The organism is Aeromonas sp. QDB20 (assembly GCF_027707805.1).
GTDB lineage: Bacteria > Pseudomonadota > Gammaproteobacteria > Enterobacterales > Aeromonadaceae > Aeromonas > Aeromonas dhakensis.
The window spans coordinates 1-25,613 of the sequence record NZ_JAPCJC010000034.1 but is presented as its reverse complement, the minus strand read 5'-3'; the positions used below and the strand labels follow the sequence as shown (position 1 = coordinate 25,613).

Annotated in this window: 15 protein-coding genes and 5 pseudogenes; 15 read left to right on the top strand and 5 right to left on the bottom strand. The window is 48.8% G+C overall.

Annotated elements, in window-relative coordinates; all coding sequences use genetic code 11:
- The first annotated feature begins 179 nt into the window (after positions 1-179).
- The 8 genes and pseudogenes from PG897_RS21780 to cas5e all read left to right on the top strand — a co-directional run bounded on the left by PG897_RS21780 (position 180) and on the right by cas5e (position 7,887).
- Positions 180-335: a transposase gene (locus tag PG897_RS21780; protein ID WP_442866319.1), complete on the top strand. Its 156-nt coding sequence runs from the start codon at positions 180-182 to the stop codon at positions 333-335.
- A gap of 58 nt (positions 336-393) precedes the next feature.
- Positions 394-1,311 (top strand): annotated as a pseudogene (locus tag PG897_RS21775) (IS5 family transposase).
- Between the two features lie 59 nt (positions 1,312-1,370).
- Positions 1,371-1,683 (top strand): annotated as a pseudogene (locus tag PG897_RS21770) (transposase); the annotation flags it as partial.
- A 1,737-nt stretch (positions 1,684-3,420) separates the two neighbouring features.
- A complete protein-coding gene (casA, locus tag PG897_RS21760; RefSeq protein ID WP_270829413.1) occupies positions 3,421-4,905 on the top strand; it encodes a type I-E CRISPR-associated protein Cse1/CasA in 1,485 nt (494 codons plus the stop codon).
- On the top strand, positions 4,902-5,438 hold the full coding sequence (gene casB, locus PG897_RS21755; protein ID WP_270829412.1) for a type I-E CRISPR-associated protein Cse2/CasB: 537 nt from the start codon (positions 4,902-4,904) through the stop codon (positions 5,436-5,438). Before casA ends, casB begins: the two co-directional genes overlap by 4 nt.
- Positions 5,435-6,085: a type I-E CRISPR-associated protein Cas6/Cse3/CasE gene (cas6e, locus tag PG897_RS21750; protein WP_270829411.1), complete on the top strand. Its 651-nt coding sequence runs from the start codon at positions 5,435-5,437 to the stop codon at positions 6,083-6,085. Before casB ends, cas6e begins: the two co-directional genes overlap by 4 nt.
- Positions 6,082-7,116 (top strand): type I-E CRISPR-associated protein Cas7/Cse4/CasC, encoded by a 1,035-nt coding sequence (cas7e, locus tag PG897_RS21745; protein ID WP_270829410.1) that lies wholly within the window; start codon positions 6,082-6,084, stop codon positions 7,114-7,116. Before cas6e ends, cas7e begins: the two co-directional genes overlap by 4 nt.
- Positions 7,117-7,887: a type I-E CRISPR-associated protein Cas5/CasD gene (cas5e, locus tag PG897_RS21740; RefSeq protein WP_333563750.1), complete on the top strand. Its 771-nt coding sequence runs from the start codon at positions 7,117-7,119 to the stop codon at positions 7,885-7,887. It abuts the gene before it with no gap.
- A 410-nt stretch (positions 7,888-8,297) separates the two neighbouring features.
- Here the strand turns inward: cas5e and PG897_RS21735 are convergent, their stop codons facing one another.
- Entirely contained in the window at positions 8,298-10,244 is a 1,947-nt protein-coding gene (locus PG897_RS21735; RefSeq protein WP_270829408.1) for an LTA synthase family protein, read from the bottom strand.
- Between the two features lie 551 nt (positions 10,245-10,795).
- Here PG897_RS21735 and PG897_RS21730 point away from each other — a divergent pair.
- Positions 10,796-11,068 (top strand): annotated as a pseudogene (locus PG897_RS21730) (integration host factor subunit beta); the annotation flags it as partial.
- Positions 11,069-11,447: 379 nt separating this feature from the next.
- Positions 11,448-14,069 (top strand): annotated as a pseudogene (mscK, locus tag PG897_RS21725) (mechanosensitive channel MscK); the annotation flags it as partial.
- A 990-nt stretch (positions 14,070-15,059) separates the two neighbouring features.
- Here the strand turns inward: mscK and PG897_RS21720 are convergent.
- Positions 15,060-15,317, bottom strand: a complete 258-nt coding sequence (locus tag PG897_RS21720; protein WP_270829407.1) for a hypothetical protein — start codon at positions 15,315-15,317, stop codon at positions 15,060-15,062.
- Positions 15,318-15,402: 85 nt separating this feature from the next.
- On the opposite strand from PG897_RS21720, the gene PG897_RS21715 reads away from it, so the two are divergent.
- The 3 genes from PG897_RS21715 to PG897_RS21705 are packed head-to-tail and all read left to right on the top strand — an operon-like array spanning position 15,403 to position 18,898.
- A complete protein-coding gene (locus tag PG897_RS21715; RefSeq protein WP_270829406.1) occupies positions 15,403-16,044 on the top strand; it encodes a YjbF family lipoprotein in 642 nt (213 codons plus the stop codon).
- Positions 16,041-16,787, top strand: a complete 747-nt coding sequence (locus PG897_RS21710) for a capsule biosynthesis GfcC family protein (RefSeq protein ID WP_270829405.1) — start codon at positions 16,041-16,043, stop codon at positions 16,785-16,787. The genes PG897_RS21715 and PG897_RS21710 overlap by 4 nt, the downstream gene beginning before the upstream one ends.
- Positions 16,787-18,898 carry a YjbH domain-containing protein gene (locus PG897_RS21705; RefSeq protein WP_270829404.1) on the top strand — a complete coding sequence of 704 codons (2,112 nt, stop codon included), beginning with the start codon at positions 16,787-16,789 and terminating at the stop codon, positions 18,896-18,898. Before PG897_RS21710 ends, PG897_RS21705 begins: the two co-directional genes overlap by 1 nt.
- 376 nt (positions 18,899-19,274) lie before the next feature.
- On the opposite strand, the gene PG897_RS21700 is transcribed toward PG897_RS21705, so the two are convergent.
- Positions 19,275-20,048, bottom strand: coding sequence for a tetratricopeptide repeat protein (locus PG897_RS21700; protein WP_270829403.1), 774 nt, complete (start codon positions 20,046-20,048; stop codon positions 19,275-19,277).
- Positions 20,049-20,449: 401 nt separating this feature from the next.
- Positions 20,450-21,647, bottom strand: a pseudogene (locus PG897_RS21695) (MATE family efflux transporter).
- A gap of 869 nt (positions 21,648-22,516) precedes the next feature.
- On the opposite strand from PG897_RS21695, the gene PG897_RS21690 reads away from it, so the two are divergent.
- Complete coding sequence (locus PG897_RS21690; RefSeq protein ID WP_270829402.1) at positions 22,517-23,821, top strand: S1 family peptidase; 1,305 nt, start codon at positions 22,517-22,519, stop codon at positions 23,819-23,821.
- 162 nt (positions 23,822-23,983) lie between these two features.
- Positions 23,984-24,160, top strand: coding sequence for a hypothetical protein (locus PG897_RS22595; RefSeq protein ID WP_442866318.1), 177 nt, complete (start codon positions 23,984-23,986; stop codon positions 24,158-24,160).
- Between the two features lie 132 nt (positions 24,161-24,292).
- Here PG897_RS22595 and PG897_RS21685 read toward each other — a convergent pair whose 3' ends face one another.
- Entirely contained in the window at positions 24,293-25,531 is a 1,239-nt protein-coding gene (locus PG897_RS21685; protein WP_270829414.1) for an APC family permease, read from the bottom strand.
- Between the last annotated feature and the right edge of the window lie 82 nt (positions 25,532-25,613).

Below are 25,613 nucleotides of genomic sequence, written 5' to 3'. Positions count from 1 at the left end.
TCTCTCGATTTCATTCAATACCCCCGATTATCTCATCGTAACAATCGGGACTGTCTGTGAAAATCAGGATACCTCAACAATGCTATATATCCACCTATCACTATCAAGAAGCATGAGCAACATACTTTCGAAGTGATTGGACAAGTTGTCCATATTTCCCACGATGTAGGAGAGTAGCTATCGTAAAAGGGGCCCAATGGTTGTTGCTGCGTAGCCAGGAAAACCTGAGTGTGAAGCAGGAAGTGCAGTTGCAGGAATTGCTGGAGGCCAACCATTCCTTGACCTCAGTTTATGTATCGAAGAAGGGCGTTGTTTCCCAAATCGATGCCGCTTGAATGGAACTAACTGAGGACTTGGTGATCTGATCACCACTATCCTCTTCAAGTCTGCATCATGGGCATATCGCTTCATCCCATCACCAACTGGCCTCAATACAACAAGTCTTTGATTAACCGTGGTTCACTCACCTTCTGGGTTGATACCGAGGCCATGAACAACTGGTTTCACCACGACCATCACGGACGGCGGGGCCGCAGCCAGCTCTACACCGACCAGACCATCTGCACCTTTCTGATGCTCAAGGGGATTTTCAACCTCACTCTGCGAGCCACTCAGGGACTACTCGACTCTCTGTTCGAGTTGATGAATATGCCGTTGTGCGCACCGGACTAGAGTTGTGTCAGCAAGCGCGCTCGCACAGTGAAAGTGGCCTATCGACAACCCGCCAAGGGGCGTATCACCGACCAGGTTATCGACTCGACCGGCCTGAAGGTATTTGGTGAAGGCGAGTGGAAGGTCAGAAAACACGGCGCCGAGAAACGGCGAGTGTGGCGCAAGTTGCATCTGGCGGTAGACCCTGTGACCCACGATATCGTGGCGGCGGAAGTCTCGCTGGAAAATGTCCATGATGCCGAGGTGTTGCCCACCTTGCTCAACCCTCTGCGGCGTAAGCTGGGACATGTTTATGCTGATGGTGCCTATGACAGCAAAGCCAGCCATCGGCTTATCTCGCGCAAAGGGGCGACAGCCTGTATCCCGCCCCGCAAGAACGCTGGGCTGTGGAAAAAGGGGCATCCAAGAAATGAGGCTGTGCTGGTAATACGCAAGGAAGGGCTGGCGCACTGGAAGAAGATATCGGGGTATCACCGTCGCTCGCTGGCAGAGACGGCAATGTATCGGTTCAAGCAGCTAATGATGGGCAAAATCAGTCTGCGAACATACAACGGTCAGGTAGGGGAAGTGATGGCGTATGTGAGTGCGATAAACAAACTGAACAGGCTTGGTCTGCCAGTCAGAAAGCCCCGAGTGTAACGGTCACTTGGGGCTGTAGAAGTCATGACTTTTTAGCTGATTTGGGAAACAACGCCTCGAAGAAGGCGTTGAAGGCAAGCTGGTATGCCCCGAGTGTTAAGGGGGCAATGATGGCGAAGCTGGATGCAATAGACGAGAGAGTGGTTTGGCGCCCCTGCAGCGATTTGCTCGAATTTTATCGAAATATATGCGCGGGAGCCTGGCCAGTGCGATTTACCCGATGCATACGAGTTTACTGGAAGGAGTAAAAACAAGATCAAGGTGATTAAGCGGATGACTTATGGATTTCGGGACTCAGAATACTTGTTTCTGAAAATCAAGGCGGCCGGCGTTTTTCAAGGTAGTTGTCGCGGCCTCCCTCGGAAACTGTGATGAACCTTAATTTTGGATTCTGGAACGAAGTTGTCAGCTACGGAGGTGTTAACAGCTGTAGCTGTTATTGGGCGTGGAGGGAATCGTAAGACTGGCCGAGCCAGAAGCTCAACCTGCGAATCGTCAAAAAGAAAAGGTCGCGGCTACTGGTTGCGTCCTTGGAAGCTCGCTGCTTTAGCAGCGAGTAGTTTACTAAGCCCACGAGTATAAAGGCCCTCTCATATGTCGGTGCCACTGTGTAGTGGAAACTTTGTCCTCGCTGGTTATGATGGCGCTGGCAATGCCACATCTTAATGGCCTCTTTGTCCATCCAGAGGGTCAATGAACCGCATTGCACCAAGGATTGGTTGTACTGCTGCCAGTTGCTGATCTTGTGCCTGGATTTGCCTATCTGATGCTCTCAGAGACTGCTATAAAGAATCAGATCACCCAGATGACAGATAGTTCCCCGATTTGAGCAACAAAGCCACGGATTAATAAAAAACAAAAACATAACCTAAAAATATGAATAAAAGATTATAAATTAAACATAAATGCATAAATGATGGTGAGAGTGATCTTGCTTATGGTATTTTTGGATTGTGATTCAGAGATGAGCCGTGGTGAGGTTTTTGCATCGTCTGACAGGCAATGAATTTAAGACATGTAATCTGCTTATTCATTGATATGACGAAAATCAGCGAGTAACTTGGAATTACCAATAGCTACCAGATGTCGTAGTTCTGCATTGCATTAGCAGGGTATTTTCGTTTTTTCAGTCGCGATATAGTGAGGCTCTGCAGAGTGTCGTTGGAACACGCCCGTGTAGGTCGAGGAAGGATTATCGTTATGTTAGAGTCGAGCATCGCTCCTTTTGGCCTTGGGTCTACTCCAATAACTCGGATCATTTTGTTCTCTTGATAGTAATCAACAGCGGCATGATGAGGCAAATTGGGTTTGCTGCTATCAAAAGACTTGCAGTTTGTAACAAGGTATATACCAACCCAGATAATCGACCAATATCCTGGTATCACCTCTACCGTTTTGGTTTATCTCATGGGTCACCTCGATAGCCTGATCCTGCTATGCGGTTGGTCTGTGTCATGAATCTGCCTCAGGCCAACAAAAACCAGATATGGCTCTCTATCCGTCCTTTATGCAACCGGGGCTACTCATCCGTCTAATCCGTCTATATAGCGGGTTAGCTTGCCCCCGATAACGGAAGGGGATATCGGTTCGTTCAGTTATATCTGTATGCGTATAGCGATCATCTTTCGGGATTACTGCGACGATAACCGAATGGCACGACGGAAGCAAAAATGTCTTGACGGAACTTGCAAGCGCAAAAACAGGCGGTGCTTTAAGCAACTGGCGACGCCTATTTAGCAAGAGATGCTGACCGAGACTAAGGGCAAAAACCGCTGCAGCGTTCAGGAATATTATTACGTGTTGCTGGAGTTGTCTTCAAATGATCAAAACCAAACTGTGACACTGAAATAGCTAGACAGTGGCCATGTTGAGCAGCCCTGTTGATCTCTATGAGTGGCGACACAAGGTAGTGCTAGGAACCTTATATTTGAGTGGTTGCCCTTTTAAGTCAATTATGCGGGCCTCGATCACGGCTCTGGTTCCATAACGTAGGTCTTGGCATCCGGGATGTCCGCCTGCCGAGAGTTGAAGGATGCAGTGCGTTCCTACCGCTTTTTCACGGATGGACCGACATCTGACAGATCATGATCATATATTAAGGAGTAAGCCTTGGAACATCGTTTCAATTTGATAGATGAGCCCTGGATCCCGGTGGCAGACATGGGGCGGGTGGGGCTCCGGGATATATTTACTCACCCTGAATACCGGACTCTTGGCGGTAATGCTGTACAAAAAATAGCCATATTAAAACTGCTGCAAGCGTTAACACAAGCCGCAGTCACCCCAAAAGACATGTTGGAGTGGCAACAGCTTGGTTGGCGCGGTATGGCCGACCGAGTCTGCAGCTATTTAGTCAAGTGGCATGACAGTTTCAACCTTTACGGTTCGCGTCCCTTCCTGCAGATGCCTGCCATTGCTCCAGCCACCATCAAGAGTTTCGGCACTGTATTGCCTAATGTGGCGACTGGCAATACGACCATCTTGACCCAATCCCAGGTAGAGCGGCCTCTTGATGATGGTGAACGGGCTCTGCTTTTGCTCACTCAAATGAATTTTGCTTTAGGCGGCAAGAAAACTGACAACAGTGTGGTGTTAACGCCGAACTACAGCGGTAAAAGCAATGACAAGGGGAAGCCGTCGACCGGTCGCCCAAGTCCATCTGTGGCCTACAAAGGCCTATTGCATAACTACTGTTTGGGCGCATCCCTACTAGAGAGCATCTGGTTCAACCTTTTTACCGAAGTCGAGATCGCCGAGCTTGCTATTTATCCGCATGGTTTGGGAATCCCTCCCTGGGAGTTGATGCCCCAGGGGGAGGATTGCTTGGTAGCCAAGCAACTTAAGGGGTCACTGATGGGGCGGTTGGTTTCCTTATCCCGTTTCTGTCTTCTGACTGCCGAGGGGCTGCACTATTCCGAAGGAATTATCCACCGCAGCCATAAAGAGGGATGTGTCGACCCCTCGGTTCTGGTGGATTATAGCGGCAGGGAGCTCAAGGTCCGTTGGGCCGATCCCGAGCGTCGCCCTTGGCGTGAACTGACTAACCTGCTTGGCTTTAACGTTCAAGGAGACAGCCTATTTGACTGTCATCAAATTAGGTTGGCTTTGTCCAAAGCTAGCCAACAGGGGAAGCCTTTTGCCATCTGGTCCGGTGGATTACAAGTCAGCAGCAATGCAGGCGAACAGTACGTTTCCGGTTTGGACGATATGGTCGAATCCCTCTGCTGGTTGTATCCCACGGATCTTAACGAAAGTTGGTTTAACCATTTTCAAACCGAAATGAGCCAATTGGCGCGATTGTCCAAAATTCTTTATGGCTCTGTGATGGGCTACTACAAGGCGCAACTCATGGGAGGGGAGTCATTTGCCAAACAAGCGAGCAATGATTTCTGGCAACTCTGCGAGCGTCAGAAGCAAGCCCTGATCAATGGTTGCCATGATCCGATGACCCGCCAATCTCTGCGCCACCAGTTTGCTCATAATGCCACCCAAGTGTTTAACCTATTTTGCCCCAACCTAACGGCTCGACAGATAGATGCCTGGGCAAGAGCCAAACCCAATTTCTCAGCCTATTTGCAACAGGAGCAATCATGAGTATGCCGCAGCATGCGCCACAAAGTCGCGAGGTGGATTTTGTCGCATATCTTTGTCAGCGCATTCAGAACGACAAGAGATTTGCTGCTCGGATGTGCCATGCCGATAATCTTGCCGCTGAGTATCAAGGTTGGGATACCTTGGTCGCTTTTGGTGTGAATCTCGAGCTGCCAGAGGAGCGGCTTCCGTTTGCGTTGGTTGCCGCCTCCGTTGCCCGTAGTGTCCAACCCGTCAATGGTGTCTTGCCACTTGGTCAAGCTATTGCCTTCGCATTTCGAGAGGGGCGTGAGAGTGAACAAGCCCGAGCCAGATTACGTCGTCTTCTTGCCTGTGACGATATTGAAGAGGTGTGCCGCATTTTGCGTCCCTTGTTGTCACTGATCCGCAGTCGGGTACATCAACAACTTGATTATGCGTCACTGTTAGTGGATTTACGCAGCTTTCATCGTAATGCGGAGAGTACCAAAGCTCGTTGGGCCCAGCAGTTTTACGGCAGGCAGGAGTATCGTCAGGAAAAGGAGGTAACGGCATGATCCTCTATGCCAGCGTGTTGCGCCTTGATCGTGCCGCAGTAAAAGGGCTTCGAGTCACGGACCTCTATTCCCTGCACCGAGTTGTTTACGGACTCTTTGAGGATGTTCGTTCCGATGCCCAGAAGCAAGCCAGTGAATCGAGCGGTATTCAGTGGGCCGACAAGGGAAGTAATCACCAATATCGGCAGATCTTGCTGCTCTCGGACCGTCCTCCTCGGGTCGGCGAATATGGAGAGGTCGAATCACGCCCCTTGCCCACTGATTTTCTCTCACATCGCCATTACCGCTTTACCGTGACCGTTTCGCCGACCAGACGGGATAAGCAGAGCCGTCAACTCAAGCCAGTCAAAGGGCGAGAGGCGATAGCCAACTGGTTTATCGAGCGTGCAGCCAAAAACTGGGGATTTTGTGTCTCCCCTGAGCATATGCGGATCGACGATGTGCGTGTTGCCCAGTTCAAAGGCAAGGCTGACCGGGCGATTACACTGCAACAGGCAACCGTGAGCGGTTATCTCACTGTGACAGACTCTGAGCGTTTTGCACTCAGTGTGGCCAGCGGCTTGGGTCGTGGCCGAGCCTTTGGTTGCGGACTGCTACAAGTTGTTCCCCTGATCCAACCCCCATGTTCTGACAAGGAATCATCATGAATGACTTACTAAAAAATACTCGTATCGAGTATCACATTCTTCAATCTTTTCCTGTTACCTGCCTCAATCGTGATGATGTAGGAGCACCTAAAACAGCTGTTGTCGGTGGCGTAACCAGGGCTCGGGTAAGCTCCCAATGCTGGAAGCGTCAGGTACGGCTAGCTTTACAGGAATTTGGTATCAAGCTGGGTATTCGTACCAAAAAGGTAGCGTTTCTCGTCACTGAGCATTGCATCAGTTTGGGGGCCACAGAGGAAGAGGCCCAGTTATGTGCTGGAAAGATCGCCGATCTATTGGTCGATGATACCTTGTTGTTTATCAGCGACAGTGAGGCGAAAGCGTTTGCTGGCTATGCCAGAGACAAGGGATTTGATGCTGCCAAGATCAAGGATAAAGAGCTGGCAAAGCTTGCCCATAATGTCATCGCCCCTGCTTTGGATGCTCTCGATATTGCTCTTTTTGGTCGTATGGTCGCCAAGGCTGCGGAAATGAACATAGAAGCTGCAGCTTCTTTCAGTCATGCCATCTCTACGCACAGGGTTGCCAATGAGGTGGAATTCTTTACCGCACTGGATGATAGGCAAACAGAGCCCGGTTCTGCTCATATGGGAAGTCTGGAGTTTAACTCTGCCACCTACTACCGCTATGTGAGTTTGGATTTGGGCCAACTCGAGGCAACCATTGGGACTGATAGTAATCAGTTGCAACAAGCCATCTCTGCTTTTACCAAGGCTCTCTTTGTTGCTATACCCGGAGCGCGTCAGACCAGTCAATCCGGTGCCAGTCCATGGGAGTTTGCAAAGGTGCTGGTACGCAAGGGACAACGTTTACAGGTGCCATTTGATGAGCCAGTACGAGCTGCTGGTCATGGCTTTTTAGCCCCTAGCGTTGAAGCGCTCAAATACTATCTCTCTAAGAAGGAAGCCCTTACCGGCAGTCTGTTTGGCAAGTTGGGCGATTACGAGTGGGGCGAGGATCCGGCATTTAGCATCGATCACCTGATCGTGAAATTGCAGAGTCATGTGGAGTAAATGATGTGTAAGCCCTATCTGTTGTTATGGCTGGAGGGACCGTTACAAAGCTGGGGCCATGATTCCCGCTTTGGTCGGCGTGATACACTGCCTTTTCCGACAAAGTCAGGGGTACTTGGGATGGTGTGCGCTGCGTTAGGTGCCGGAGGCCCTCAGAGACCCCTGCTCGCTCGATTTGCAGATCTTGATATGCAAGTGCACAGCTTTGTTCGTCGCAACAAGCACGGTGAGCCTGTTCTGCGCGCACCTTTGCTGCGGGATTTTCAGATGGTGGGTAATGGTTACGATGATAGGGACCCTTGGCAGAGTCTGTTGATCCCAAAAACCAGTGAAGGTAAAAAAGCTGTGGGTGGAGGTACCAAGATGACATACCGCTATTACCTGCAAGACCAGGCATTCGCCGTGCTGCTTCAAGTCCCCCATGACCTCATCACTGAGGTTGCTCATGCATTGCAGCACCCGGTCTGGGATCTTTCACTCGGGGGGAAGGCTTGCGTGCCCACCGAGTTCATCTTTCAGGGACAGTTTGCACGTCATGAGGACGCTCTGGAGGCCGCTCTTCATCTGGCTGACCAGAAGCAAAGAACCAGGGACTTTATCGTGCTCCAGGGGGCCAGAGAGGGCGGGGAGTGGCTGACATTGAATGATGTTCCGCTGGAATTTGGTCAGAACAAGCGTTATCGGGATCGGCAGGTCACGCTTATCGATACTCCCTCCCTTCACGTAGGAGGGGGATGTCATAATGGGCCGTTAAGGGGAGGATCCTGCTAGGCATTCTCCTCCCACCTACATCGGGGCGAGTCCCTTTTCGCATTAAGATTGGCGCTACGACATGATCCCACTCCGTTCTATGCGAAGCGTATTCCCCACACCCCGTGGGGGTGTTTCTGAACAGTTGACCGCCAAGTGGGTCAATGCTTCGTATTCCCCATTGACGTGGGTGTGTTTCTTCTTGAGGTGTTTGCTTGGGTCTCTTCCCACGTCAGTGGGAGTGTTTCTTATCAATGTCATAACTGGCATATTAGTTGGCAGTTTTCCCCATCTCTGTGGGGGTGTTTCACACTATTGACGGGTGTATTTTATACATTTTCAGCCTTCCCCACGTTCGTGGGGGTATTGTTTTGACGCCAAAGAGGCGGCTAGGGAAAAACGCCTAGCTCACCTCTGTTGGTTCCTGCTGGTCAATCTTGGGCTGCCTGATATAGGCCATTCTGATAAGCCATGCTGCCCCAGAGTACCAGCCCTAGCGCGCTCTCTTTCATCTCGTCCGGCTGTGGTGTGGGGAGCAGTGTTTGAGTCACATTGTTATAGATATACCCCTCCGCCGCGCGCTCCGGTTGCAGGATCACTACATCCTGGCCGCGCATCAGTGCAAAGTTCTTGTCGTACTGCATGATGGCGCGCCCCGGCCAGTCGGCGGGCATGCGGGTGAGATCCTTGCCAAGCATCGGATAGTCGGCACTGATCCCCATCAGGGAGAGCAGGGTCGGTGCCATGTCGATCTGGCTGACGATGCGCGGATCTTTCTTCGACGCTATGCCGTCGCCCACGATAACCCCCGGGATATGGAAGCGGGGAATGGGCACCAGACTGGCACCACCGACCCGGCTGTCGTGGTCGGCGATGACGAGGAACAGGGTGTCCTTCCAGTATTCGGACTGTTTCGCCTTCTTGAAGAACTCGCCAATGGCGTAGTCAGCATACTTGGCTGCGTTGTTGCGAGTCTGTTTGGGCTGCTCATAGAGGGTGATGCGATTGTCGGGAAATTCGAACGGGTCGTGGTTGCTGGAGCTGAACACCAGACTGAAGAAGGGTTTGCCCTCTTTATGCAGCGCCTGGAAGGTTTCGTCGGCCTTGGTCATCAGATCCTCATCGGAGGCGCCCCATGAACCCTTGAAGACCGGATTGTGGAAATCCTTCTGCTCGATGATGGTGGTGAAGCCGTTGCCGAGGAAGAAGCTGCGCATATTGTCGAAGTGACTCTCGCCGCCATAAATAAAGCTGGTGTCATAACCACGCTTCTTGAGCAGCTCGGCAATGGTGAAGAAGTTGGTCTGGCTCTTGCTGAGTTTGACCACTGCCTGTGCCGGGGTCGGCGTGAAGCCGGTTAATACCGCCTCGATACCACGTACCGAGCGGGTGCCGGTGGCGTAGAGCTTCTCGAAGGCCCAGCCCTGTAGGGACAGAGCATCGATGTTGGGAGTGAGCGGCAGACCGCCGAGGGAGCCGACAAACTGGGCGCCGAGGCTCTCCTGCAGCAGGATCACCAGATTCTTCGGCTTGCCCTTGAAGCTCGCCTCGTTGAAGGTCTGGCTGGGCAGCAGATCAGAGTTGAAATCACTGGCCGGACGACCACTTTCCTTACGCATGATCTCGAGTACCTTCTGCTCGGTCATCTTGCCGTAAAACTGGCTGGCATCCTCCTCGGCACCCATCTGCTTGATGGCAAAGAAGAGGGAGTAGGCGGAGTTGACGGTGAGAGAGTTGACCAGCGGATCCTCGGCAAAGGCGACCATAGCCGGGTTCAAAGCGCGGTGGCCGAGACTGGAGCGGGCACCGAGAAAACCTATGGACAGAATAAGCAGGGCAAAGGCCGGACGCAGATACCAGCGGGGGAATCTGAGCCCACGCACCAGACGGCCACTCAGCCACCAACCACCCGCCAGAACGGCACCACTGAAGACCACCGCTAGCAGCAGCTCGGCTTTGCGGCCCGCCCATAGCATGGAGAGCACCTCCTTCGGATAGATGAGGTACTCCACATAGAGGCGATTGGGCCGCAAGCCGTACTCGTTGATAAAGGAAGGTGTGGAGAGCTCAAGGAACAACATCAGCCAGAGTCCGACTGTCAGCCACACTCGTATCACTTGCAGCCAACCCCGGCAGATGGCGTGGGGGCCGGCCAGCAATTGGGTCAGCATGGCGGGGACACCCCAAACCCAGCAGAGGGTCGCAAAATCGACCCGGATCCCTTGCAGCAGCATCTCCTGCCAACCTGCCACGGCATCCACTCGTTCCTGTTGCCAGACACCGAGAGCTAGCCGGCTGAAGGTCAGTGTAAAAAGAGCAAGGATACAGAAGATAAAAAAGGGCCAAAATGAGCCAAGATGAGCTTTCATTATTTTCATCGTTTTTGCGCGAGAAACCCCGATCTTATTGGACGGGGAGGGATAGCGCGGCGGCGTTAGCAGCCCCTGTTCTCACACCTCCGTTAATTTGTTGCTATCTTCACATTGACGCAGAAAACAGATTGCAATCAATTCGTTTGATGTACCTCAGACTTCAATGATTGCCATTGTTCCGTGGCGCGATAATAGATAAACACAATATCGCTAACAAATACGTTCGAACATGAGGAGGATGGGAATTAAAAAGATATAAAAAGGTTTCTTTTTCATTGATAATCATTTTATATCAAGGTTTACCCTCTGGTCCTGTACTCTATCAACATCACTAGACTGTGCTGGAAAACGCATTGTTATGCTTAGGCATTTAGGTGGTACAAGGTTGAATTTATTTTATTAAAAAAATATAAATGGTCATTCTGGGAATGACAATGTGATTATCAATATATAATATCACACATATGTTGGTAATTAGCATATCAGATGTGTTAAACCAGGTGGATACATGTATTAATAGGCGAGCTTTTGTGTGTGAGAGGGGGATGTAAATGGCTATAACCAGAACAGTGTTGATAAGACTGATTGCTGAGCGGACTGGCTATCCAGACCAAGAAAATATTGAACTGGCGGTTAAAGCGATTTTGGAAAAAATGTCGTCAACTCTACAGAATAACGAAAGAATAGAGATTCGTGGGTTTGGCAGTTTTTGTTTGCATCACCGAGCCCCACGCATTGGTCGAAACCCCAAGACTGGCGAGCGCGTAAATGTTCCAGGCAAAGTCGTGCCACACTTTAAACCAGGCAAAGAGTTACGCTTGAATGTCAATGCTGACAATCGAAAGACGCTCCAGAATGGCACGACCGGGCGAGTTCATAAACGAAGCGGTAAAGTTTAATTGTTATAATTTTTGAGCAAGAAATGATAAAAATAGGCCTGATTGCGTTTTTCAACGGTGCATCAGGCCATCATGATTTTAACCGAAAGAAGGAAGTGTTACTTTTGGAGAGCTTGCATCATGTTGCTTGGGCATGCTGGATCATCAGTCATATTTTTGCACATGGCATTGAGCTTTTTATTTAAGCTTTCTTTGTTGACATTGATGCGCGTTTTATTTACTAGCTTTACATCAAGCTCATAAATGTTGCTGTTGACGCAACTTTCAATGTCTGAAGTATTGCCGCACAAAAAGTTTGCAAATTGCTGATCGCCTTGCCAGTGAAGAGCAAAAACTGCAATTACTGCAGGTTATGAGTAGTTCCAAACGGCTGGGTGATACCACAAAAACTGCTGAGCAGACACAAGATCAGGTTGCGATCGCAGACAGCCCGCTCATTCAGAAGCAAAAGAAGCTCAATCAGCAAATTAGCCAGCAGCTCATCGCCGCCACGACCAACCTTAACTCACTGGTCCAGAAAAACCTGCAAGCCAAAAGCTGGCTTGAGCGTAGTACCCAGATTGAGCGTAACCTCAATGAACAAGTACAGATGCTCAAGGGAAATCTGCTGCTGTCGCGTATTCTCTATCAGCTTTACCAGCAGCTGGATGCAGCCCCAACTATTGCAGTCAAAAACCTAGAAGAGCAGATCGCAGACCTTCATCTAGCCCAGTTCGAGCTGAGCCAGCAGCGTGATCAGTTATTTCAGAAGAACCTTTACCTGGACAACTTGATCGCTGGTTTTCATGACACTGTCACTGATAATGAAAAAGCAACCCTTGTCAAGCTAATCGATAGTCGTATTAATCTCTTCGATCAGCTCAATCGTCAGCTCGATAGCCAACTTACCAATGCTATCAGCCTGCAGTTAACCCAGCAGCAGTTGGTGCGGATTTATGCTGCTATCGAATTTACTTTACAACAGCATATCTTCTGGGTAAGCAGCAATAAGCCCATCGATATGAAGTGGATTATCAATTGGCCTGCCCAAGCTTACAAGCAGGCTTCTCATTGGGGGCTCAAGCCTGACTGGAGTGGCTGGCGTGACATGTTATTTTCTATCAGTCTGCTAGCCATGCCTTTGTTCCTGATTGGTTGTCTACTGCTGTGGAAACGCCCCGTATTGGTTGCGCATGAGAAGAAGCTCATGGCTGATCTCGGCCATTTTGGTCAGGATAGTCAGTGGCACACTCCGCGTGCTCTGATCTTCAGTGGGTTGCAGCGCTTACCAGGTACTCTTTTCATTTTGGCCGGCGGTTTGTTGTTTACTTATTGTGGTCTGCTTAGTCCAACACTTATGCTCCAGATCACCTGTAACCTTGCCCTCTGTTATCTGGTGTTCAGTCTTTATCTGACAGTGATGCGTCCTGGTGGTATTGCCGAATCTCATTTTCGGATCCCCAGCGCCGAGCTGAACGCGAAACGTAACAGTATGCGGTATCTGTGGCTGCCGTTATTGCCGCTGATTATGCTCTCTACCAAAGCCGTGGTAGAACCTTCCACTCTTGGTAATGATGTGATAGGGCAGGCAATTGCCCTATCCTTGCTAGTCGTGGCTGCTTACTTGGTATTCCCCATTTCCCGCACCCGTATTAAGGGTGAGGCGAGCATGCAGACATCGATCATTGCAATCGCTCTGGCTTTGGCGCCAGTAGCGCTTATCATCCTGATTGTATTTGGATACTACTATACAGCGTTGAAGTTGACTGGTCGCTTGATTGAGTCTTTTTACCTTGTTCTCACTTGGAGCCTTGTCTATCACACAGCACTGCGTGGCTTAGAACTAGCTGCCAGTCGTTTGGCTTATCGCCGCGCAGTTACCAAGCGTGAATACAAATCCCTTGAGGATGCGGAAGGGGGCGAATCTATGGAAGACCAACCCATGGATCTGGAGGCTGTTAGCCAGCAGTCACTGCGTCTGACTCGTACCGTCTTGTTACTCATCTTTGGCGGTGCATTTTACTGGCTTTGGTCTGACCTTGTAGCGGTATTCTCTTATCTTGACAGTATGGTGCTGTGGCATCGTAGTGAAGAGGAGGGGGCCAATGAAGTTCTTTTCCCTGTGAGCTTGAAAGATGTGCTGATTGGTTTTCTCATGCTGGGCGGTGCTTGGTCACTTGCTCGCAATTTACCTGGCTTGTTGGAGGTCTTGGTACTTTCTAGGTTGAACCTGGCCCAAGGGACGGCCTATGCCATTACCACCATGCTCAACTACTTGCTGATAGGGTTCGGTTCTCTGACAGCTCTTTCCATGATGGGGGTGCAGTGGGAGAAATTGCAGTGGGTTGCAGGTGGCTTGTCGGTCGGTATCGGTTTCGGCATGAAGGAGATCCTCTCCAACTTCGTCTCCGGCATCATCATCTTGTTCGAACGTCCGGTGCGGATCGGTGACACCGTCACCATCGGATCCTTCTCCGGTACCGTCTCGCGGATCCGCATTCGCGCCACCACCTTGACCGACTTCGATCGCAAAGAGGTGATCATCCCCAATCAACAGCTGATGACCGAGCGACTTACCAACTGGTCACTCACTGATACGGTGACCCGGGTGATTGTGAGAGTGGGGGTTGCCTACGGTTCTGATCTGGAGCTAACCCGAACTTTGCTCAAACAGGCTGCCGATGAGAACCATCGAGTGTTGAAAGACCCGGCACCCATTGTTTACTTCCTCACTTTTGGTACCAGTACGTTGGAGCACGAGCTGCGTTTCTTCGTGAGTGAGTTGGGGGATCGCAACCCCGCTGTGGATGAGTTAAATCGAAAGATCGACCAGCTGTTCCGTGAGCATGGCATCGAATTCGCTTTTAACCAGATGGATGTTTACATCAAAAACATCAACGATGGTTCAGAGGGGTTACCTGCAGTAAGCAATGAAGAAAAAAACCTTAATTAACAGCTGCTTTTTGCCAGTCCTTACCACATTTAATTATCCATAATCAAAAAAAGCGTGCCCCTAATTTAATTAGGGGCACGCTTTTGGTTCAAGAACAACGCCAAATGAACATGGAGAAGATAAGTGGCATGGCGTGATTTGTTGATGTTTATGCCTTGCATTTAATGACTCTGTTCGGTGTAATGATACGAAGAAATATTGCTACACACTGAACATTGAACTGCTTTTCAAACACTACCGGTGACAGCCCATCATTAGATTGATGGTAAACCCTTCATTCCGCACCTAATTTTTGCATTTTAAATAGTGATGACGTTCATACAGGCAGAATTGAATTGAGAAAACCAGTGACTTCACTCACGTTGCCACGTAATAATGCTCTGTTGGGTAACAGTTCACATCATTTCACGGGGCGGAAGTATGAATCTGAGCATTTTAACTTTTGCCACCGCCTCCACTGCCAACACCTCAATGTTGCCATTTGTTGTGAACGTGTAGTCATCGTCGCCGAAAAAAACAATCAGGTACGGGATGCTTGGTAAATAATCAAATAACAATTTAATTTGTTTTTTATTTCAATGGCGCAAATGAAATCAGCTATTGTAAGTGAATATATTAAAACATATGAAATTATATTTTTATTAACGCATATTTTTAGTTTCTCAGAATTTTTTGTATCTATATAACTCCAATCAGTATGGTTTGTTTGGCTGGAGATACATTTTTATTGGGTGTAAGTATACTATCATATCCACACATTTTTTTATGGCTTTTTATGTGTATCGATCGTTAATTGGGAACGCTTTTTTGCAGCTTGATATTATTTATTTAAGTCCACACTCTAAAGATAGCCTTTTGTTAAGGGAGGTGCGAGAACAGGGGCGACTAATATCGCTGTGCTATCCCTCCCTGCCTCTATAAAGGTAGGGTTTCTCGTGAACATATTATGAAATTTACTAGTCTGGTTCTAGCTCTATCCATAGTGATATCTCATGGTGTTACGGCTGTAGAAAATACATCTACATCTACATCTACATCTACATCTTCTGCTTCGACTGCTTCGACTGCTTCGACTGCTTCGACTGCTTCGACTGCTTCGACTGCTTCGACTGCTTCGACTGCTTCGACTGGCGCTGCCGCTGGTGCCGCAGCTAGTGCTGCAGCAATTGGCACAGGAAGTATAGTTGCTATAGGTATTAGTGCTGCGGTGATGGCCGGTGCAGTTATTGTGCACTCGAGCTCAAACAACGTTGGGACCACTACCAGCACTCGTTAATATGATATAGGGCTGCTTTGGCAGCCTTATTTTTTTATTTGTCACTGTGGTCAGTCTATGTCTTTATCGCGTAATCTTGTGTTTCTTGGTTTGTTATCTCTCGCCGGTTGTTCAAATACTGCTTCTGTGACGAGCGAAACTATCAAATATGCCGTGTCGGGGGCTGACGTGACCGTCAGTGCCAAGCATGTCAATAAACTGCCTTATGCAAGCGCTTATCTGAAAATCGGTGATAACCCGCGGATCTTCGTGGTATTGGCTTATGTCAATAGAAATGAACTCTCTTGGCTGACAGCTGATCGGGTCATGATTATTACCCGCCACGGTCGCGTCATCAAAACTGTCGGTATGGAAAATGACCTGGTCATGAGCGAGAGTGGTTCTGCCGACCCACTGTCGATGGCTGCTACCTCATCTGCCAACTGGGGTACCTTGGCAGAGTGGGAACAGCGCTATCTCAGCGGCTACCGTCTTGAAGGGCAGATGGTCCGTGCCGGACAGGATGAGCTGGATCTGGTCACGCGCCGAATTTCAGCTACGCGTTTTGAAGAGACGGTTTCAATGTTCCCGGGGGGGAAATCCTGGACCAACGTTTTCTGGCGAGATCCGGTTAATGGACAGGTAGTGAAAACCCAGCAACATCTCGGCCCTGATCTGCCGGTCATTGAACTCACCATTTTGAAGCCATTCTCGTCATGAAAACACTGACCCTATCTCTTTTATTACTGTCCGGTGCTTGCTTCGCGGATACCTGTGTCAGCATTTATTATCAGGGGCGTCTTCAAGATCCCATTACCTTGAGTGAAGGGGCACGCCTTGACGCCTTGCTGAGAAACAAGCTGCTGCCATCACCGGTCTATTGGCGCTCTGCCCAGATTACGACTCCGGCCCGTCAACATGAGTTTGAGCTCAAGCAAGCGGCGGTGATCCGTGAGTTGGAGAGTCTGGCGAGCATATGGCGTAGCGAAGGTGAGGCTCAACGTGCCTCTTCTGCGGCTCGTCTTGCACATCAACTCGAAGGCATCATCGTTACCGGCCGCTTGCCTGTGATAGTTGATCCTGACAATGCCCAGCGCTCCCCGCAGGATAACCCTCGCCTGGAAGGCAACTACCGACTGTTTGTTGCTGCCCGCCAGCCTCAGGTTGCCATGTTTGGTCTGATGGAAGCGCTCCCCACGCTGCCTCTGATACCCGGTGCTGGTGTCGATGAATATTGGAAGCGTGATGCGTTGCTGGAGGGGGCCGACTCGGCTCATCTGCTGTTGATCCAGCCAACCGGTGATATCGAGATGGTTCCCGTCGCCGTCTGGAACAAGCTTCATCGTGAACCCATGGCAGGTGCTGCACTGCTGGTCGGGTTTGATCCTGACCTGTTGCCCTCTTCATTTACCGGAATAAATCAGCGGATCGCCGAGATAATTGCAAACAGGGTGCCTCATTAATGATTTCAAAACTTTCATATATTGCCCTGGCCGTCTCGACCGTTTGTGTTGCTGCTCCCGGGGCAAATGATCCCTATGGCCCATCGCAAAGTGATTTTGGTGGCGCAGGTCTGCTGCAGATGCCCAGTGCCAGAATGGCCGCAGAAGGCGAGTTCAGTTTCAACTACATGGATAACGAAGAGTATCGACGCTGGTCAATCTCCATGCAGCCATTTGACTGGTTTGAGGCCACGCTGCGTTATACCGATGTCAGAACTCGCCTGTATAGCCCTTATGAGGAGTTCAGTGGGGATCAGACTTATAAAGACAAGTCGATGGATTTTAAATTCCGACTTTGGCAAGAGTCTGATTACTTACCCCAAGTATCATTGGGCTTCAGAGACTTGATGGGGACTGGCCTGTTCGATAGCGAGTACGTTGTTGCCAGTAAACGTTATGGCCCGTTTGATTTCACCCTTGGAATGGGCTGGGGGAATATGGCCGAGAGCGGCAATATCAAGAACCCCTTCTGTGAATACAAAGAGAGTTGGTGCCAGCGTAATGATGGTTATGCGGGCAATGGCGGCAAATTTGAGGTCGATAGTCTGTTCCACGGTCCGGCTGCCTTGTTTGGCGGTATCGAGTATCAGACGCCATGGCGCCCTTTGCGTCTGAAACTGGAATATGACGGTAATGATTACAGCCGCGAGTATGCGGCCCGTAACAGCAAAGGCGGCTATGGAGCCTTGCCGCATAGCTCACCTGTCAACATCGGTGCCGTGTATCGTATTTTCGATAATATGGATACTCATCTCAGTTATCAGCGTGGCAATACCCTGATGTGGGGCATTACTATGCGGACCAACTTTAATGAGTTGCAGCAGGCCCATCTGGATGAGCCCCGGCCCGAGTATCAACCGGAAAAGAGTCCGGCCCAACTGGATGATGTCGATTGGGCTGCACTCAGTGCGCAGACGAAAAGTAATGCCGGATATCGTGATCTGGTCTGGTATGGCACGGAAGATCGTGTTTTTGTCAGCGGTGAGCAGCTGAAGTATCGCAAGCCAGATGAAGCCGAAGATCGAATGTCATTATTGGCCGCGAATGCGTTGCCCGCTTCGGTTCACTCTCTACACATCGTTGAGCAGAAGAAAGGGCTCGATATCCGTGAGACCGTAGTGGACATGGACTCTGTTCGGTTGGCAAACAGTGACCTTCCATTGGGACAAGAGACTACTTATAAGTCGGATGTCATCGCAGCCAGTGCACCGTCGGCACCTGTTCGCCATGAAAGTCGCAGCTCGGCGCTGAGTTACAGCATGGATCCGGTGTTGAACCAGTCTGTTGGGGGGCCGGAGTCTTTCTACATGTATCAGCTTGGTCTCAACTTCAATGGTGATTGGCGGGTGACCGAGAAGAACTGGCTGGGGGGCACGGTATTTGTGAACCTGGCCGATAACTACGACAAGTTCAATTACAAGAATCCACCTCTGGACGGGGATGCTTTGCCCAGGGTGAGAACCTGGATCCGGGAATATGTCAGCTCCTCCGATATATTGCTTAACAATCTGCAAGCGACCCATTTCGAGCAGTTCTCACCTGAGTGGTATGGTCAGGCTTATGCCGGTTATCTGGAGATGATGTATGCCGGTGGTGGTGCCGAACTACTGTATCGCCCTTTTGGTCGTTCATGGGCGATTGGGGCTGATGTGAACTGGGTCAAACAACGGGATTGGAATAATACCTTGCGGATGGCCGATTACGATGTGGCGACGGGCCATGTCATCGGTTATTGGCAACTGCCCTATGTGGATGATGTGACAGCCCAGCTCTCTATTGGTCGTTATCTGGCTGGAGATGTCGGGGCGACACTGGAACTCTCGAAACGCTTCTCATCCGGCGTTGTGGCGGGGGTGTTTGCAACGCTTACCGATGTGTCTGCTGATGAGTATGGAGAGGGGAGTTTCACTAAAGGTATCTATGTGACGATTCCCTTCGACTTGATGTTACTGCGTCCGACAACCAGCAAAGGCTCTATTGGCTGGATGCCATTGACCAGAGATGGGGGTCAGATGCTGGCCAGAAAATACAGTCTTTACAGTTTGAGTAGCAACGCATCATATCCTGACTAAATTATGAATCGCGTTGATGGGATGGAGGTGCACATGGTATCCGAGTGAGAGTTCATTAATCAGCAGATGCCCCGTCGACCCTCACCCAATCGGACAGCAACTGGCTGCTCTGCACTAACGAGCAGCCAATTCTCGCGCTGATTTTCAGTACAAACTCTCCCGCACGATGGTTGACGATAGCCAAGCGATCCTCGTGGAGGACATTGAAATCAGCGAACATGATGAAGAATCACAAATTGGCACGGGCCATTGACTTTATTTGGTCGCACATGTCCGGATCTCTACTAAGGCGGCGACCGCCATTCCTACCGCACCCACTAACACATACTCAATAGCAATGAAGATGCTTGATTGGTTGTAGGTTAGGGAGAGCGCTTCAATTGACGTTTTTTGATGAATACATGTGTAAGTATTCTGAGACTAAAGAGTTGGCATCATGTAAAGCCAATTTAGATAGTTTTTTTGCTGTTTCATCACGCCATGTCATTGCCTCATTAATTCCATTCTGGGCAGCTACACTATACCACGTATAAGCCAACTGGTTGTCTTGTTGTATACCTAGCCCCTTATCGTACATATAGCCAAGGTTGAACTGGGCATCGGGATCTCCTTGCTCCGACGCCTTACGGAACCAAAAATAAGCTTTCATGTAGTCCAAGGATACCCCATCTCCATTATAGTAAATGTAACCAAGACTAGACTGAGATCTTAAGTCCCCCTGTTCGGCAGCATTGCTATACCAAAATACTGCAAGGCGATGGTTGAGTTCAACACCATGTTGATTATGGTACATATAACCAAGGCTCGACTGTGCATCGATATCCCCCTGTTCGGCAGATTTTTGGTACCAATAGACTGCCCGCTTATAGTCTTGTTTTACTCCTTCGCCTTTTTCGTACATATGGCCAAGGTAACTTTGCGCATCGGCATCTCCTTGTACCGCAGCCTTACGGAACCATATAACAGCTGCTTGGTAGTCTTGGCTTATCCCGTCCCCGCTGTAATACATTACTCCCAAGTTTAGTTGAGCAAAGGGATGTCCCTGCTCCGCAGCATTTCGGGTTTGTTCTATGGGGTATTTAGGTTCTGCATAGGCATTTACGAATTCGCAAACAAACATGAGTAGTATATATTGAATTTTAATTGACATTTTAAGTGGCCGTGGTCGTCGTAAACATTATTGTGGATATAAACTGAAGTAGTGAACAAGGTGTCCGTATGAGTATTTGAAATTTTAGCTGAACGCAGCAAGAACATGTCGTTGTAAAATTCAGTGAACTGAATCTTGCCATGACTGAACATAAAACAAACTTTAACTGCACGCTAGTTTTTCATTTGCATTGATCTGGCGTTCATAATTTTTCCCAGAAGCAGTGAGCCCGCGAGAGAATGGGTTGTCGATTTGATGTCCTATATCACACCTCATTTTAGGTTTTTTCGGTTCTTTGCTTAGTGTGGCTGTATTAGATGAATTCAAACACTTCTTTAACTATACAGAATAAAATTACTTTGTATGTTATCACTCGCTCAACATGTTTTTACAGTGAGGTGTTACTTGCGGCTGTCTGACTCTTTCCACATTACCCATCTCATTATCATTATTAACAGAGTGCTACAGGTAGGAAGCGCCAATCATACACCTGTAATACTCCAAAGCGCAGAGAACCCCCACAGAAAACCGCTAATCAACACAAGATTTCCGCCTGTCAGTAATGAGGGAATACGGGGGCGATTTATAGCCTGAAAATAGGTCTCTCTCACTAACAACACCCCTCCATTGGTAAACCAAAAAAGTAGAGCCAAATGCCTAGGCTAGCTACAGGTAATATGTCTACGTTATTACCAGTAAAAAGATAGACGGTGCCTTCCGGCCAGAGATAGAGTGGCACCATACCGTACAATGCGATAACTACTGTCACGCTCAGAGCCAGATTACGTATCCGCAATACACGCTGCCAATTACCCGCTCCGGCATTGAAACTGGCAATAGGCTGGATTTCCATCGCGATACCTTCAAAGATGAGATAGGAGAAAGCTGCGCTATTACTGATCACTCTTTAAGCTGCCATATGAAGGGAGGTACCTACAGATAGCAGCGCCTTGTTATGTAATGCCAATACTACAGACAGGTAGAGATACATTATAAAGCTGGAGAAACCGAGTTTGGTGGTTTTAAGGATTAACAGCCAGTCGGGCAACAAAGAGTCTCGACTAATACGCAACTTGCTGCGGAGGGGCGGAGGGGGGGGGGATGCCATAAACAGATTGCCCCAGTGACAGCTTGAGTTAACATGGTCGTAATGGCTGCACCAGCTAATCCACAAGGGATATACCAGTTCAGATACGACAGACCCGCAGCGAATATATCTTCTTCAGCCCCCATCCAAGTCAGCATATGATTTGCATAGTTTATACCAATCAAGGCTAGTAATACTGCAAAAAATAAAACCATTACTAGTGCATTTCCTACGTTATGACGTGCTCTGGCTTGTGCACCTTTGCCAAGATAGAAAGATGCTAGTGATGACGAACCCATTCCGATCAGGGCACCTACAGCATAAAAGACGGCACAAATTGGATAAGCAAGCATGATCGCAGCTAAACCATCCTCTCCCAGGATATGGCCGACAAAGATGCCATCAATAGTGACATAAATGCCAGTGATCAACATGGATGCCGCAGTTGGAATAACGTAGCGCCAAAATAGTTTAGAAAGTGGTTCAGAGCTCAAATCAATTATTATTGGCATAGAAATGTTCTGCGAATGGAGGTATAGGGAGAAAATAAAAAAGCTAATTGTTAGTAATTGTAGGTGACAATTTCTATCTATATTAACATCGCTGTTTTTAACTATAACTGTTTCCGCTCTAGCAGTGTCAACACATCAATTTGAAAGTCTCTAGTGCATAATATCATGTGCCAAAATTTTGCATATTAATGCATTGCATTTAAATGGGTGTTAATTAAAAAAGTGGTACAAATAGTCCCACCTATGACGTGCCTTTTTCTAGGAAAATAGTGAGCTAAATCTAAATTTATTTAAAAAAATGATTAGAACTACCGTAAAATTAAATCACGTGTATATACATCTCATGTACATGATAGCGCGTAACTCAAACATTAAGTACAGGGTTGTTTAAATTAATTTATTTTTAATTTATTTTTAATTCGTTTTTAATTTGTTTTCGGGGGGCTTTTGTAGGTTACACAGCCGTTTTTATAGAGGTATACTTTGATAAATTTCATACACTTTTGTTCTGGTAAATATACATATGCGATTCATTTTTCCCGAATGTTAGACAAAAGTCTGTTGCTTTACTAATAAATATGGTATTACTAAAAAGTTGATTTCTATAATGAATGAACATTAAAAAGTACAATATCAGTCTATTAACTAACGGAGTAAATGTAGAAACGATTTGTTCTCCAGAAGTTTCCATTGATGGACATTTACAAGCCTTGTCTACGTCATTAAATAATATAATGGGATGCAAGGGAGGCCATCATTGGCATTTCATTTCAGGTGTAGATGCAAAGATAAGTTTCTGATTTAAATATCTAAAAGTGTTTTTTAAATGTAAATATGCAGTAGTTGTAACTTGTTCAAACGTTGTGCACTTGACTATTCATATTTATGATCATGTGACCCCACACCTATTTATTATGGGAAGTAATATGCGTGGCAAAGCTATAGATATGTTGTGTTTAAAAAGTGCGGTATTGGTGTCTGCTGTCACTGCCGTGGTATCACCTCAAGTAAATAGTGCGCCACGGATTATTGGAGGGAGTGGCGCCGTTGCTCCAAGCTGGATGGTTGCAATTGGGGAAAATGTTAACGGAATATGGTTTAACTACTGTGGAGGGACCCTCATCGATCGTGAGTGGGTTGTCACAGCAGCTCACTGCGTAGAAGAGCCGCAGATAGGAAAGATGGAAGTCGCTATCGGCGTCACTGACCTGAGTAAACCACATCAACGAACTTCAATTGACCAAGTGTTGATGAATGGAGAATACTTGGATAATCGTCTGAAATCCCTTGGTTATCCAATTCCAACCTTTGAGAAAGACATTGCCTTATTACACCTGACAAAACCTTCAGCTAATACTCCGATTTCTTTGGCGCCATTAAATACTAAAGATACATGGAGTGAGTCTACACAACTGCGAGTCTATGGCTATGGCGGTATTAATCCACAGGCGACTATTGATAGCCCATCATTGCAAACTATTGACCTTCCTTACCAAGGTGATAGGGATAGATGGTATGGTGATATAGTCCTCAGTCACATTTTTGCCGGACAGAAAGTAATGCAGGACTCATGTAAGGGGGACAGCGGTGGGCCACTTCTTTATATGGGACAATTGGTCGGTATTACTAGCTATGGTTCTTTTCCGTGTGCTTCTGGCGCTGCAAGCGCATACACCTATGCGCCTGCTTTAGCAGATTGGATTGATAAACAAAAAAGCAATATCACGATTACATCCCTGCGTGGCCTGAACGTTCCTGAAAACCAGAGTCGCTGGGCCGAATATCGACTTGTCAACCGTACCATGTTTAGCGCTACTCTGAGTGACTTGCTAACCACAGCACCCGGCATAGCCAGTAACTGCCAAGCTGAGCTAAAACCAGACCAAAGCTGCACGATCTTGGTTCGTTTCGATGGCAAATACGCCATCAACTCGATGCGAGTGGAGTACATCAGCTTGAAAAGCACCATGACCGGTCGAGCGTCAACACTTGAAGCTGCTTTAATCGGTATCACCACAGAGGAAAAATCTGTAACAGAACCAACACCGCAGCCGGTTCATTCCACAGCTATATCCGGCGGTGGTGGCACTATTGGTCTTGCAACCCTGTTGTTAATACCTATAGCTTGGTTACGGCGTGCAGACCGAAAATGCCGATACCGTTCCCCTTTGTGATGATGGCTGCGAGGCTCCCTCCAAGCCCACCTTCATCACGGATATTATGGGATTGTCCCACTACCTCATTGAATCGAAAGGCAAAAGGGTTGTCAATCCACGCCACCTTATCAACGCCAGTCGCAATCTGAGGTGCAAGCAAAAGGCTCTGCCTCGCAAGAAATGTCACTTCAGCAGGGGCAGTGGGCATACCCGGCGTGTGGTGCAGCTCATGACCGCGATATCAACGCGGCCTTGAATATCCAGCAACAAGGCATATTGGAAGTAAAGGCGGCGGGACACGTCGTTTCTCCCCATGGAGGCCAACGTAAATCTGCCAATTTGGTAGTAGCGGCCTAAGAAGTGTGCACATGTGCGTCAGGTATGGTTACGCCAACCACGGGGTGGTATCCGCAGACTGCACTATCTTTCAAACGATTCAGGCAACAAAAAATGATTAAAGCGCCGTATGGCGCTTTAATCTCAACTTTCTTACTCTATAGCATCCTTGTGGTAGAAGTGCAACCCGAACAAGATGACTGCAACAGAGATCAGCAAGTAGAACCCTAGACTTGGATTGGTGATACCGCCATACAGAATGACGAGCGCACCTAGGGTGGCGCAGGTCGGGATCACAAATCGCTTTATCCAGCCCAACTCGGTAAAGGTGCGCATGTACCAGACATAGAGGAACAGATAGAGACCATAAATCAGCACGATCGGCATCTCGTCCAAGGCGATGTAACGACCGAATGTCTCGTTGATGCTGCAGTACCACAGCACTGAGTAGATCACCGACAACAACGCTGCCGCGAGGGCCGAGTTGATTGGCATGTGGTGATGCGGTTCGATACGGCTCATCCACTTGGGGGCTGGCCCCTGATTGCGGATCGCCAGCGAGTAGGGAATGCGCATGGTCGCCAACACCAGACCATTGAGGGTGCCGAGGCAGGAGATAATCACGAACACGGTCAAAATGGTCGAGGCAGTCCCGCCAAACAGGCTGGTTGTCGCGAGATTTACCGCGTTATCCCCTTGCGCCACTATCTCGTCCGTCGGCAAGACGCTGGCGATCCCCAGAAAATAGGTGACATAGACCACAAAGACTATCAGGGTGCCAATCACCAGCGCTCTGGGCAGATTCTTCTTGGAATCACGAATTTCGCTGTTGATGGTCACGGCGGCGATCCACCCCTCATAAGCGAAGGCGGTAGCAACCACGGCCGTAGCCAGAGTGCCTCCGGTGCTTCCTATCCCATCCATTGCCTGCACAAAGTTGGTCACGGTGACACCATTGAGCAAGCCTGAAACGGTGCCCACAATGGCAACCAGGATCAGCGGGATCAACTTGATCAGGGTAGAACCCACTTGCAGCTTGCCCGCCAGGACAGGGGTGTAGAAGTTGATCAGATAGGTGACCGTCATATAGACAGCCGCCAGTATCCAGGTCGCACCAGAGTTGGTCGGATTATCACTACCGAGCAAGATCATGGTGTACAGAGCAGCGACCCAGGCAAGGATGGCGGAAAGAGGGGCGTAATAGAGTACGCCTTTGAACCACCCCACCAGATAACCAAACATTTTGCCGTATGCCGCTTCGGCATAATCGACGATACCGTTGGACTTTTCGATCCGCTGGGCAAACTCGGCAAACACCAGCGCGCCGAAGATCATCGAAAATGCCCCCAGCGCCCATGCCAGCAGCGCAATGGCCAGATTACCGCCAGTCAGACGCAGGGTAATCCCCCCGAAAAACTGAGGTGCTCATAAGTAGAATTTTCTCGTATCTTGAACGCAGGAGGTTCTACATGAA

What these genes read in the sequence shown, in the direction of transcription:
- PG897_RS21700 (WP_270829403.1), bottom strand. Translation starts at nt 20,048, where the DNA reads ATGTCAATTAAAATTCAATATATACTACTCATGTTTGTTTGCGAATTC.
- cas5e (WP_333563750.1), top strand. Translation starts at nt 7,117, where the DNA reads ATGATGTGTAAGCCCTATCTGTTGTTATGGCTGGAGGGACCGTTACAA.
- PG897_RS22595 (WP_442866318.1), top strand. Translation starts at nt 23,984, where the DNA reads ATGTCACTTCAGCAGGGGCAGTGGGCATACCCGGCGTGTGGTGCAGCT.
- PG897_RS21705 (WP_270829404.1), top strand. Translation starts at nt 16,787, where the DNA reads ATGATTTCAAAACTTTCATATATTGCCCTGGCCGTCTCGACCGTTTGT.
- PG897_RS21710 (WP_270829405.1), top strand. Translation starts at nt 16,041, where the DNA reads ATGAAAACACTGACCCTATCTCTTTTATTACTGTCCGGTGCTTGCTTC.
- PG897_RS21735 (WP_270829408.1), bottom strand. Translation starts at nt 10,244, where the DNA reads ATGAAAATAATGAAAGCTCATCTTGGCTCATTTTGGCCCTTTTTTATC.
- cas7e (WP_270829410.1), top strand. Translation starts at nt 6,082, where the DNA reads ATGAATGACTTACTAAAAAATACTCGTATCGAGTATCACATTCTTCAA.
- casB (WP_270829412.1), top strand. Translation starts at nt 4,902, where the DNA reads ATGAGTATGCCGCAGCATGCGCCACAAAGTCGCGAGGTGGATTTTGTC.
- cas6e (WP_270829411.1), top strand. Translation starts at nt 5,435, where the DNA reads ATGATCCTCTATGCCAGCGTGTTGCGCCTTGATCGTGCCGCAGTAAAA.
- PG897_RS21715 (WP_270829406.1), top strand. Translation starts at nt 15,403, where the DNA reads ATGTCTTTATCGCGTAATCTTGTGTTTCTTGGTTTGTTATCTCTCGCC.